The 13,159-nt window shown below is 29.3% G+C and carries 11 protein-coding genes; 2 read left to right on the top strand and 9 right to left on the bottom strand.

Translation table 11 applies throughout. The features are described from left to right. Positions 1–17: 17 nt before the first annotated feature. Positions 18–455 carry a DNA starvation/stationary phase protection protein gene (locus ABJG40_RS04190; RefSeq protein ID WP_348023314.1) on the bottom strand — a complete coding sequence of 146 codons (438 nt, stop codon included), beginning with the start codon at positions 453–455 and terminating at the stop codon, positions 18–20. Between the two features lie 216 nt (positions 456–671). Next, positions 672–1,301 (bottom strand): 16S rRNA (guanine(527)-N(7))-methyltransferase RsmG, encoded by a 630-nt coding sequence (gene rsmG / locus ABJG40_RS04185; RefSeq protein WP_348023313.1) that lies wholly within the window; start codon positions 1,299–1,301, stop codon positions 672–674. Positions 1,302–1,423: 122 nt separating this feature from the next. Here rsmG and ABJG40_RS04180 point away from each other — a divergent pair, with 122 nt between their 5' ends. Further along, entirely contained in the window at positions 1,424–2,515 is a 1,092-nt protein-coding gene (locus tag ABJG40_RS04180) for an acyl-CoA desaturase (protein WP_348023312.1), read from the top strand. 35 nt (positions 2,516–2,550) lie between these two features. Beyond that, entirely contained in the window at positions 2,551–3,738 is a 1,188-nt protein-coding gene (locus tag ABJG40_RS04175; protein ID WP_348023311.1) for a pyridoxal phosphate-dependent aminotransferase, read from the top strand. A 195-nt stretch (positions 3,739–3,933) separates the two neighbouring features. On the opposite strand, the gene ABJG40_RS04170 is transcribed toward ABJG40_RS04175, so the two are convergent. The 7 genes from ABJG40_RS04170 to ABJG40_RS04140 form a co-directional block, all read right to left on the bottom strand. Further along, the gene (locus ABJG40_RS04170; protein WP_348023310.1) at positions 3,934–4,149 is read right to left on the bottom strand and encodes a hypothetical protein; all 216 of its coding nucleotides are present in this window, start codon (positions 4,147–4,149) and stop codon (positions 3,934–3,936) included. Between the two features lie 197 nt (positions 4,150–4,346). Beyond that, on the bottom strand, positions 4,347–6,998 hold the full coding sequence (locus tag ABJG40_RS04165; RefSeq protein WP_348023309.1) for a T9SS type A sorting domain-containing protein: 2,652 nt from the start codon (positions 6,996–6,998) through the stop codon (positions 4,347–4,349). A 183-nt stretch (positions 6,999–7,181) separates the two neighbouring features. Then, complete coding sequence (gene ftsZ / locus ABJG40_RS04160) at positions 7,182–9,080, bottom strand: cell division protein FtsZ (RefSeq protein ID WP_348023308.1); 1,899 nt, start codon at positions 9,078–9,080, stop codon at positions 7,182–7,184. A 64-nt stretch (positions 9,081–9,144) separates the two neighbouring features. Continuing rightward, positions 9,145–10,479, bottom strand: a complete 1,335-nt coding sequence (gene ftsA / locus ABJG40_RS04155; RefSeq protein ID WP_348023307.1) for a cell division protein FtsA — start codon at positions 10,477–10,479, stop codon at positions 9,145–9,147. 8 nt (positions 10,480–10,487) lie between these two features. Continuing rightward, positions 10,488–11,213: a cell division protein FtsQ gene (locus ABJG40_RS04150; RefSeq protein WP_348023306.1), complete on the bottom strand. Its 726-nt coding sequence runs from the start codon at positions 11,211–11,213 to the stop codon at positions 10,488–10,490. Continuing rightward, positions 11,203–12,555: a UDP-N-acetylmuramate--L-alanine ligase gene (murC, locus tag ABJG40_RS04145; protein ID WP_348023305.1), complete on the bottom strand. Its 1,353-nt coding sequence runs from the start codon at positions 12,553–12,555 to the stop codon at positions 11,203–11,205. Before murC ends, ABJG40_RS04150 begins: the two co-directional genes overlap by 11 nt. Next, positions 12,552–13,159, bottom strand: a 608-nt coding sequence (locus ABJG40_RS04140) for a glycosyltransferase (protein ID WP_348023304.1), incomplete at its 5' end; no start/stop codon positions are given. The genes ABJG40_RS04140 and murC, both read right to left, overlap by 4 nt.

Here is a 13,159-nt window from a genome sequence, read left to right as displayed (position 1 = left end):
GAAATTTAAATGTAAGCTTAACTTAAGTAAGCATTTAACATCCAAACTAGTTTTTCTTGATCAGAAATTAAATCTCCCATTAAAGAAGCTGTTCCTTCATCATTATGATCAGCAGCTAATTCTATAATTTCACGTTCATGAATTAATAAACCATTTAAGTTTTCTAAAATTGCTTTTATAGTTTTGTTTTCTAAATAATCTTCGAATGTATGGTAAGGCGTAAGTCCTAATGTTAAAATACGTTCTGCAATTTCATCAACTATTTCATTGGTATTATTATACAATTCTTCAAATTTTTCGTGCAATAAGAAAAATTTTCTTCCTTTAACATTCCAGTGTAAACCTCTTAAATTCATATAATAAATTTGAAAATCTGCTAAAAGTATATTAAGTTTTTTTGTAACATCTAATTTATAATCTTGATCTAATCCTACTTTTAATTCTAAAGTTTTCATAATTGTTCCGTTTTAATTTTGTTTGGTAAAATTACAGATAAATTATAGGTATAAAAGTTACTTATGTTACATAACCCTTAGGTTTTGATTATACCATAATTAGGAATAAGACAAAATTAAAATGAGTTATTTAAACCTATTAAAAATAGATTGATTTTAAATCATAGATGACTAGATTCAGATTTTATTCTAAAAAAACAGTGAAAAAGATATTAATTACCCTTTATACTTCATTCCTAAATGCACCACTTTTTTAGTTTCAAAAAAGTCTTCTTCAAAATAATCTGGTAAATTATAAATAGTTGCTGAAGTATAAAGTTTTAATTCTTCTGTTAAATCCCCTCCTTTTAGATATAGAATTCCGTTTTTTAAATCGTGATTTTGTTTTTTAGCAATTCTACCTTTATTCCATCTTACAAAAGTTTCCATTTGTGCTACTGCTCTACTCACAATAAAATCATAGGTATCTTTTACTTCTTCTACTCTACCATGAGTAGTTTTAACGTTTTCTAAACCTAAACCAGCAACAACTTCATTTACAACTTTTATCTTTTTACCAATAGAATCTACCAAATGAAACTGCGTTTCTGGAAACAAAATTGCTAACGGAATCCCAGGAAACCCACCACCTGTACCAACATCCATTACTTTTGCTTCTGGTTTAAATTGCATTACTTTTGCTATTCCAAGAGAATGTAAAACATGCCTTAAGTATAACTCATCTATATCTTTTCTAGAAACTACATTTATTTTTAAATTCCAATCTTTATATAACTCTTGTAATTTAGAGAACTGTTCTATTTGAGTTGCAGTTAAATCTTTAAAATATTTCTGTATAATTTCCATCAATCAATATATTTGAACTGCAAAAATAGTTATTTGTTTTGGAACAATTCTTAACAAAATGATACGTTTGTTACTTAAAGATATTTTAAAAATCTTATTTTTGTAAACTATATGTATATTAAATGAAAACAATAAACTTTTCTAGAGTAGATAAAGCTAAATTCTTTAGAACTCTTAACAAAAGAGTAAATACTTATTTTAAAGAAAATAAAATAAAAAGAACAGGAAACTGGAAATTGTATACGAAAGCAATTATTATGTTTTCGTTATTTTTAATTCCTTTTATTCTAGTTTTAACAGTTTCTATGCCACAATGGGCTATGATTTTATTAATGGTAGTAACTGGAATAGGAATGGCAGGTGTAGGAATGAATGTAATGCATGATGCAAATCACGAATCTTTTTCTAAAAGAAAATGGGTAAACCAATTAATGGGAAGCAGTATTTACATTTTAGCAGGTAATGTCTATAACTGGAAAGTGCAACACAATGTATTACACCATACTTTTACAAATGTAGAAGGGCATGATGAAGATATTGATGCAGGAAGAATTATCCGTTTTTCTCAACATTCTAAATGGTTTAACATTCATAAATTTCAGAAATATTATTCAATATTTTTATATGGCTTACTAACCATAAATTGGGCTATTACTACAGATGTAAAACAAATGCATCGTTATTTAAAACGTAAATTGTCTTATGGTAAATTTCCTAATCCTACTACAGAATGGACAAAATTAGTAATTTCTAAGATTGCATATTATTCCCTTTGGATAGTTTTACCAATAGCTATTTTAGAGGTTTCTTGGTGGAAAGTTTTAATTGGATTTTTTGTAATGCATTATACAGCTGGTATGATCTTAAGTTTAGTATTTCAATTAGCACATATTGTGCCTAATACAGAAATGCCATTACCAGATAAAAGTGGTAATTTAGAGCACACTTGGGCAGTCCATCAATTATACACCACTTCTAACTTTGCACCTAGCAACTGGTTGGTAAATTTCTATACAGGTGGTTTAAATCACCAAGTTGAACATCATATTTTTCCACATATTTCTCATGTTCATTATGATAAATTGGCTAAAATTGTAAAAGAAACTGCTAAAGAATTTAATTTGCCTTATAATGAATATGCTACAATGAGAAAAGCTATTATAGAGCATTTTAGACATTTAGGCGTTTTGGGAAAAAACCCAGAAATAGCATAAGTAACATAACAAAGACAACAACAACTAATACAAAAATGAAAAATCCATTATCGGACAGAATTAACAGTTTACCTGTGTCTCAAACTTTAGCAATGGCTGCTAAAGCAAGAGAATTAAGAGCAGAAGGAAAAGATATTATAGGTTTAAGTTTGGGAGAGCCAGATTTTAATACGCCAGATTTTATCAAAGACGCTGCAATTGAAGCTATCAATCAAAATTACAATTCATATTCACCAGTAGACGGATATGTAGATTTAAAAGAAGCCATTTGTACAAAGTTTAAACGTGATAATGATTTGGTTTACAAACCAAGTCAAATTGTAGTTTCTACAGGAGCAAAACAATCTATTGCAAATATTGCACAAGTTTTGTTAAACCCGGGTGATGAAGTTTTATTACCAGCACCTTATTGGGTAAGTTATTCTGCTATTGCAACTTTATGTGAAGCAAAATATGTAGAAATTCCTTCTTCTATTGATACTGATTTTAAAATTACACCAGCACAATTAGAAGCAGTAATTACGCCTAAAACAAAAATGATTTTCTTTAACTCACCTAACAACCCAAGTGGAACTATTTATAGTGAAGCAGAATACAGAGCGTTAGCAGCAGTTTTAGAAAAACACCCACAGATTTATATCTTATCAGATGAAATTTACGAACACATAAATTACAATACAAAACCTTTTAGTTTTGCTGCAATTGAGAGTATGTACGATAGAACAATTACTGTTAACGGTTTAGCAAAAGCATTTGCAATGACAGGTTGGAGAATTGGTTTTATTGGTGCCCCAGAATGGATTGCAAAAGCTTGTACAAAAATGCAAGGGCAAATTACTTCTGGTACAAACTGTATTGCTCAAAGAGCTGCAATTACTGCCTTACTAGCCCCAGTTTCTAAAATTCAATTTATGGTAGATGAGTTTAAAACTCGCAGAGATATCATTATAGGTTTATTAAGAGAAATAGACGGATTTAAAGTAAATGTTCCTGAAGGAGCTTTTTACGTTTTTCCAGACGTTTCTGCTTTCTTTGGTAAAACCATTAATGGTGTAAAAATTGAAAACGCTAGTGATTTTGCATTATTTATTTTAGAAAAAGCAAACGTTGCAACTGTAACTGGTGATGCTTTTGGTACACCAAACTGTATTAGAATATCTTATGCAGCATCTGAGTTACAAATTAGAGAAGCAATTAAAAGAATTAAGACTGCTTTAAGTTAGACTTAAAGTTATATCAAAATTAAATCCATCTTTTTTAGATGGATTTTTTTTGCTTTATTTTGGCGTGTCCTTTCAGGTCAGGCTTTTCGCACTCGCTTTTTGTTCATTCTTCACAAAAGAGCTCAAACAAATGCTTCAATCCTTCACGCAAACTAGTTTACAAACAGATTGTTTAATTTAAAACAATAATACTTTTTAAGAAGCAATTAAAATAATAGCAACTACAAACAAAGAAACTTGTAAAATGGTTCCTGTTTGACTTTCTATTTTTCCATGATGATTTATAATCATCGATTTAATTTTAGATACAGATTTAGATTTCTCTATTCTCATATTCTTTTTTATCTCTTTTTTGTATGTAGAAGTTAAAATTCCTCTTTCTTGTACTGATACTGATTGTAAATATTTCATAATATTTGGTTTTGTTGATTATATAAAGTAGACGACTTTAAAAAATAATTGTTACAAAGAAAAAACTACTGGAACCTTTAAAAAACAACCACTTGTAGCATTCATGGTTTACGACAATGAGAAAAAAAACAGAAAAACCTCATAATTAAATTAATTATGAGGTTTTTATTAATAAATATTGGGGGAATTTTATTTTTTTAATTTACAACCAATTTTATGGTTTTATAATTTCTATAATTATTTCTAATCTTTACAAAATACACTCCAGATTTTAAAGCTTCTTTCTGTAAAGTAATTTTATTATTTCCAATCATAGTATTTTCTTCAGTTCTCCTAATTAAAGCTCCTGTTAAATTATAAATTTCAATTTTTGTTTTAGAATTAGTTTCTGCATAAAAACTTAATTCAGAATTAGTACTCATTGGGTTAGGCATTAAAATTGCTTCATTTTCTGCAATAACTTCATTACCTACACTAAGTACTTGTTGTGTAAACTGAATGTCATTTAAACTCATTTCTTTCTCTAAAACAGCTACTCCATCAGATGACATTGTAAAAACAATATTTACGGCATCATTTAAATCTAAATCTCCACCAGCAGCAGAAATAAAGTGCGCAAAAGGAATTGCAAAATGACTTTCTGTTTCATTTAATTTAATTGTAGTTCTGTATTGATTTTCCCATACATCAATATTTTCTTTAACAATTGTAATTTCTAAATCTCCTGTTCCATATGCATCTAACTCTAATACATCATAGTCAGACAAGTCTATGGCTGTAAACCTAGGAGTAAATGATCTAAAAGCAGAAACATATTCGCTTGTTGTTGCTTTTAAAGAAATATTTCTTTCTATTCTATAGCCACTTCCTGTATAAATATTATCATTTTGAGTTATTGTAAAATCGGTTACATTTGTTCCTGCTGGAGAATCATCTTTACCCCAAACACCATCAGACATAAATAAATCATCTGGTGTTAAATTATATTCATTTTCTATTCTAAATCCAATATCAAAAATATTTCCAGTTTCAATTACCAAAGTTTCAATATAATTCCCTGTTAATTCAACAGTTTGATTAAAATACTCTGTTGTAGAAGTTTCTGTTCTTTTAAATCCAGCATCTATAACAGCACTTTTACTTCTTCTAACATTAATTAATTCTAGTTCTAATGCCCCATTTATATATGCTCCTTTTTTAACAAAAACAGGTGGTGGAGTTGATGTGTTATAATTTGATATTGGTTTTTGAATTTCAAATAAAGCAATTGCTTCTTGACCTAAACTTAATAAATCATCTACACTATTACTCCAAATTTGAAAGTTATAATAGGTTGCACCTGCTTCGTATTTATCTATATTCCAATGACTATCTATTTCAAAATTCTCATCATTATTAGCAAGTCTTCCAGAAAAACTTAATACAAACTCTTTAGTTCCGTTACTATTTTTTATAATAGATTTTATAAACTGAACACCTTCTTGTCCTCCTTCTCCTTCATCACCTTCTTCACTTTCATCTTTAAACAATTCTATTGTAGAAACTGATAATAATTCTGCTCCTAATAATCTATCGCAAATAAACTTTGTATGTTCATAAACTCCATTTTCTGTTTTTGTTGCTAAAACTACAGCTACAGTTTCTCCATTTTTTACATAATCTAAAGAGTATAATTCTGTGGCATTTGTAATAGCTATTAAATCTGAAGGTGAAGATTCTACAGCTTCTGCTCCAGAAATAACATCTAACGGAATTAAATCTTTTAAATCAAAACTTGATGTTTTTGATAACGTTTTTTTATAACTTTCGGTCTTTATAACTTTCTTAGCTTTCTTTTTATCAAAATTATGATTCTGTTTTATTCTTAAATAATTTCTTTTATTTATTTGCTGAGAAAGACGATCATTACTTTCTAAACCTCCATCATTTCCACTAGAAACTTGTGGCACAAGCACAGGACATGCTGCAACACCAGAACACGCAGGATCATCACAGTCTGTTAAACCATCACCATCATCATCTACACCATTTACACAATCTTCTTGAGGAACTGGAGCAGTTGGACATCTTGCTCCATCATTCTGACTACTAGAAGGACCATAAGCAAAAAGGTTAGAATCCATTTGGCCACCTACTGTTAAGGTTTGTACATTTTGAATTACATACACAGTTCCTGTTTGATTTGCAGACACATAAAAACGTCCAGATGCATCAAAATAAACCGCACCATAAGTATAATTTAAACCAGCTAAAATTGGCACTTCTCCTAAATCTACAACCTCACTAGTTAAAGCATTAATTCGATATAAATGATTTGTTTTTTTCTCTACTGTATATAAATGACCATCTACAGCATTAAATGCCCAATCATGAATACTAATATTTTTAGAAAGTTTTTCATTACTTATAAATTTTGTATAATTAGCAGATTCTGGATTTAAATCTACCTTATAAAAAGACGTTCCTCCACCTTTTAAATAATAAATACCTTCAAAACTTACATCACCTACATATCTACTTGAAGTTGGTAACTCATCTATATAAAAAGTCTCTACTTGAAAATTTTTACCAATTTTTGCTATTGTTTTTGCTGGAGAACTTAGAGAAGCCCAAATAAAACCATCAGCAGGATTATAACCAACTGCATTTAAATTACCGCTAGTAATATTTTCTTTTACTAAGTAAGAACTACCTGATGCCAGATCTAAAGCATAAATATCATTATATTGAAATAAATATGCATTATAATCGCAGTTAAAAGGTTCACTTTGTGCGTTAACTGTTAGACTTAATATAAAACTTAAAAAAAGTAAAAGTCTAGATTTTGAAGATTGTAGTTTTTTTGTCATTTTCTTTAATTTTGTGTAAAAATAGCGCATTATTAAACTTAAAAATACGATTTTAAGACAACATACCATAAAGTGTAGATAAATGGTACTGTTTAAATGATTATAAGTTAAAACATTATAAATAAAAAAACCACATCAAATATTGATGTGGTTCTTTATATAGGGGTTAATATTTAGAATGTATTAATCTACATTATCATGCAAAAAAGAATTGTTAGATTTTAAATTAATTCCGTCAGAATCATTACTCATTGATGTTCTATCTTTACTTATAGGACTATTCGTATCTAAATCTACCCCTAACCTTTTGTATGCAGGTTGACGCTCAATTTCATCTATATTCTTGTTCATTTGATCGTTAAACTTATAGTTGAAACCTTTCATTTTTTTACGTCTCTCTTCTGCTCTCTTTTGTAATTCTGTTATTGTTAAATCTAAAGGAGAAACTTCTTCACTTTGAGTTTCTATTTGATTAACTACTTCTGATGGAGTTTTTGTTTTTAATTCAAAATGAATTTCTTCTTCTTTTACTTTTTTTTCCACAAAAGCAGAACTTTTACCAATTGTTGGCTGCGCATCAAAATCTTCTAATACATAACGTGTTTCTACTTCTTTTCTTTCAAAAACAACTTCTTCTGCAGCATATACTTCTATTTCATTTACATTAACCTTAGACTCTTCTTCTAAATTAAAACGAACTTCTTCATTTTTATTTATGTCAGCATTAGAATTTAAAGGTAAATCAAATAATAAATCTGTTTGAATTGATTTTGGTTCTTCAACTTCTATTTCTTCTTTTACGGGTGTTACATCTGTAATCACAAAATCGTCTTCAGAAATATCTTCTATTTTAACTTCTTCAAAAACAACAGCAGTATTTTCAATTTCGTTAGTTGTGTTTATTAAATTAGATTTAGGTATTGATACTTCAATGTCATCTTCTAAAGTATGTACAATTTTCTCTTCAGTTTTATTAGTAAGAGGCTGATTTAAAGTTGGTGATTTTGTAATTGTTTTTTCACCAAAATCATAAGTAGCTTTTTGCTCATCTTCTAAAGTATGTACAATTTTCTTAACCTCTGTATTCGTTATTGTACTTTGTTGATCTGCAGCAAAACCTGTTGCAACAATAGTTACCGCTATTGCATCTCCTAAATCCTCATCTTCTCCTATACCCATAATAATGTTGGCATCATAACCAGCTTCATCTTGAATATAATCGTTAATTTCTCCTATTTCATCTAAAGTAACCTCATTAGTACCAGACACAATTAATAATAATACATTTTTAGCACCAGTAATTTTGTTATCATTTAATAAAGGAGAATCTAATGCTTTAACAATCGCATTTTTTGCTCTTGTTTGTCCTTCTTCTTTTGCAGAACCCATAATTGCAGTACCACTATTTGAAAGTACAGTTTTAGCATCATGTAAATCAATATTTTGCTTGTAATGATGTGTAATAACTTCTGCAATTCCACGAGAAGCTGTAGATAAAACCTCATCAGCTTTTGAGAAACCAGCTTTAAACCCTAAATTACCATAAACCTCGCGTAATTTGTTATTATTAATTACAATTAGCGAATCTACATTTTGGCGCAGTTGATCGATTCCTGTTTGAGCTTGTTTAGAACGTCTTCTTCCTTCAAATGCAAATGGCATAGTTACAATACCCACTGTAAGGATATCCATATCTTTAGCTATTTTTGCAATTATAGGTGCAGCTCCAGTACCTGTTCCTCCTCCCATACCAGCAGTAATAAATACCATTTTTGTTTGAGTATTTAACATTTGCTGTATCTCTTGCAAACTTTCTTTTGCTGCTTGTGCACCCACTTCTGGATTTGCACCTGCTCCTAAACCTGATGTTAAATTTGCTCCTAATTGAATTTTATTAGGAACAGGACTATTTTCTAAAGCTTGTGCATCTGTATTACAAATTACAAAGTCTACTCCTTTTATGTGTTGCGTAAACATGTGGTTTACCGCGTTGCTTCCACCACCACCAACACCAATTACTTTAATTGTGTTAGATTGTGTTTTAGGCATGTCAAATGAAATGTTATCGAATTCTGCGCTCATAATAACCTATCTATTGTTTATTATTATTTTTAATTTTTTGTTTTTGTTTTTCTTCTTTCAACTTTTATTCTGCATTGTCAAGAAAATCTTTTAGACCTTCTGTAAACTTTTCAAAAAACGACTTCTTTTTGGGTGCTTTTTGTTTTTCTTCTTCAATTGGTTTTACTTCTTCTTGAATTGTCTCTAAATTTTCATCAATAACTTCTTCAACAACCTCTTCTACCTCTTCAATAGTTGATCCTTTTTCTAAACCTTCCATTAACAAACCTACAGCTGTTGCATAAGAAGGACTAGATAAAGTTTCATCTGAATCTCCTGCTAAATGTTCATTGGGAAAACCAATTCTTGCATCCATACCAGTTATATACTCTACCAACTGACGTAAATGCTTTAGTTGAGAACCACCACCTGTTAACACAATACCTGCAATTAGTTTTCCTTTTGCAGTTTCGTGTCCGTAATTTTTAATTTCTAAATATACATGCTCAATAATTTCTTGAACTCTGGCGTGTATAATCTTAGATAAATTCTTTAATGTTATTTCTTTAGGCTCTCTACCTCTTAATCCAGGAATAGAAACAATTTCTGTTTCTTTATTTTCTCCTGGCCATGCAGAACCAAATTTTATTTTTAATAATTCTGCTTGTTTTTCGATAATAGAACAACCTTCTTTTATGTCATCTGTAATCACATTACCTCCAAAAGGAATTACAGCTGTATGTCTAATTATTCCGTCTTTAAAAATGGCTAAATCTGTTGTACCTCCACCTATATCAATCAATGCTACTCCTGCTTCTTTTTCTTCTTGACTTAATACTGCAGATGCTGATGCTAAAGGTTCTAATGTAATTTCACTTAAGCCTAAACCTGCACTTTTTACACAACGCCCAATATTTCTGATAGAAGAAACTTGCCCAACAACTACATGAAAATTAGCTTCTAAACGACCTCCATACATACCTATTGGCTCTTTAATATCTGCTTGAGAATCTACTTTAAATTCTTGTGGTAAAACATGTATAATTTCTTCTCCAGGCAACATTACTAATTTATGAACCTGATTAACAAGATCTTCAATATCGCTTTCATCAATAACTTCATCTGCATTATTTCTTGTGATATAATCGCTGTGATGTAAACTACGAATATGTTGACCAGCAATACCTACAACCACTTCATCTATTTTAACACCAGAAACGCTTTCTGCCTCATCAACAGACTGTTGAATAGATTGTATTGTTTGTGTAATATTACTAACAACACCACGTTTTACTCCTAAACTTTTTGCTTTACCAATACCAACAACCTCAATCTTGTCATATTCATTTTTACGACCAATCATGGCAACAATTTTGGTTGTACCAATATCTAAACCAACTGCTATTTTATTGTTTTCCATTTTTAGATTTATTTTGTGCACACAACTTGGTTGTGATATTTTACATTAATCAATTTATAATTCTGAATCGTTTTGTTTTCAAATGTTTTATTATAAAACGCTTTTAACTTCTTAAATTTTACATCCATCTTAGTTAATTTTCCAAAATCAATTTTATAATTTCCACTTCTAACGGAAAACTGATACTCTTCATTAGCAAATTTCTTTATCCCTACCACTTCTTTTTGCAAGAAATTATCCTCCAAAATAAACGATATTAAAGGCAATATTTCATCAACTTCTTCATCACTTCTTACACCAGAAACCAATAATACTCTAGCTGAATAATTACTAGACAAAGGTGTTTTTACTCCTTGTTTATCAATATAATAAGAATCGTTCTCATTTACAATTCTAGCAACAGGAGTTCGCTGTTTTATGATAGATTTTAACGTACCAGTAATGGTTAAAAATACAGATGCATTTTCTACATATGGATTTTTAGAAACCTTTTTTTCCAAACTGTATAAATTTATTACAGATTTTGCTTGGTTTTTCACACTTTCATCATTTTGTATTAACAATTTATTAACCATAGAATGTGTTAAAAAATTATTATCCCCGGCTTCAAATTCTACGATAATTTCATCCACAATTTTATTAGAATTTCTGCTAGAAGAAAAACTATATAAAAAACCCAAACCCACTATCAACAAAAGGAATAAAATGTATTTTAAAAATTTTTTAAACTTCATTTTCTATCGATTTTAAAAGTTCTTTTGTTACTTCATTAATCATTAGCCCTATGTCTCCAGCACCTAACATTGTTAACACTTTTGCAGAAGAATTTTTAATATCTTTTACCAAATCTTTTTTTTGTGTCATTTTTTTCTTCTTGCTATTAATTTTACCTAATAACCACTCTGAATTAACACCAGAAATAGGTTTTTCTCTAGCAGGATAAATATCTAACAACAAAACCTCATCAAATCTTGATAATGCAGATGCAAAATCTTCTATAAAATCTCTAGTTCTAGAAAACAAATGCGGCTGAAAAACAACTAATACTTCTTCATTAGGATACATTTCTCTTACAGAAGTCACAACCGCATTTATTTCTGTTGGATGATGTGCATAATCATCTATCAAAACAAAATCTTCTGTTTTTATTTTATAAGAAAAACGACGCTTAACACCTTTAAAAGTTGATAAACTTTGTTTGATATTTTCTAATGAAATTCCACAAACATCTGCCATCGCCAAAGCTGCTAATGCATTCATAACATTATGCTGACCTGGTAAATGAAATTCAATATTTTTAATTTCTGACGAAGGCGTTTTTACATCAAAAATGTATTTTCCGCTTTCTATTTTTAAATTAAATGCTTTATAATCTGCTTCTTCATTAACAGCATAAGTTAAACCATTTAAAGGCAAACCTTTTGCAATAATTAATGTGTCTGAAACTTTATTTGAAAACTCAATAAAAGACTCGTTTAAAGCTTCAGAATCTCCATAAATATCTAAGTGATCTGCATCCATAGAAGTTACACAAGCAATATTTGGACTTAATTTTAAGAAAGATCTATCAAACTCATCTGCTTCAACCACACTAATTTTATCTTCTCCTAAAATTAAATTAGAATTATAATTCTCTGCTATTCCTCCTAAAAAAGATGTCGCTTTTACCTGAGCCATAATATGACCTAAAATAGAGGAAGTTGTTGTTTTTCCATGGGTTCCTGCAACTGCTAAACAAAAAGTATCTTCTGTTATTTTTCCTAAAATTTCTGATCTTTTTAAAACTGTAAAATCATTTTTAAAAAAATAATTTAACTGCAAATGATTTTCTGGAATTGCTGGTGTATACACCACTAGAGTTTTCTTTTTATTCAAAAAAGAAATTGGTATATTTTTTAACGCATCTTCAAAATGAACATCAACTCCTAGGTCTTCTAAATCTAATGTAATTTGAGACGGAGTTTTATCATAACCAGCCACATGCTTTCCGTTAGAAGCAAAATAACGAGCAATTGCACTCATTCCTATACCTCCAATTCCTACAAAATAAACGTTATGTATATTGTTTAGATTCACTTTTTTAATAAATTTTCTATTTCATTAACAATATCTGTTGTTGCACCTGGTAAAGCTAATTCATGTATATTTTCTGATAAATGTTCTTGCTTTCCTTTATCTTTTAATAATGTTTCAAAAACAATCGGAAACGTATCTAGTTCACTTTCTTTTAAAAGAATTGCTCCATGTTTATCTACAATTGCTTTTGCATTTTTTGTTTGATGATCTTCTGCTACATTAGGAGAAGGTATAAATATTACAGGTTTACCAACAATGCATAACTCTGAAACCGAACTTGCACCAGCTCTTGAGATAATAATATCTGCAGAAGCATAAGCTAAATCCATTCTATTTAGAAATTGATGAACTTGAATATTTTCTAACTCACTGTATTTTTTATATTCATCAAAATACAATTTACCACATTGCCATATAACCTGAACTTCTTGCTTTTTAAAGAATTCTAAATTACTTTCTACTAATTGATTTATTTTTCTTGCGCCTAAACTTCCCCCTAAGACTAAAATAGTTTTCTTTGTTTTGTTTAATTCAAAAAACTTTTTTCCTTCTTCTGTTTTAGAATGAATTGATAACAAATCTTGATGAACAGGATTTCCTGTTT

It is taken from the genome of Polaribacter sp. (genome assembly GCF_039939415.1).
Lineage (GTDB): Bacteria > Bacteroidota > Bacteroidia > Flavobacteriales > Flavobacteriaceae > Polaribacter.
The sequence above is the reverse complement of the archived record's forward strand: the minus strand, read 5'-3'. Positions and strand labels throughout refer to the sequence as shown.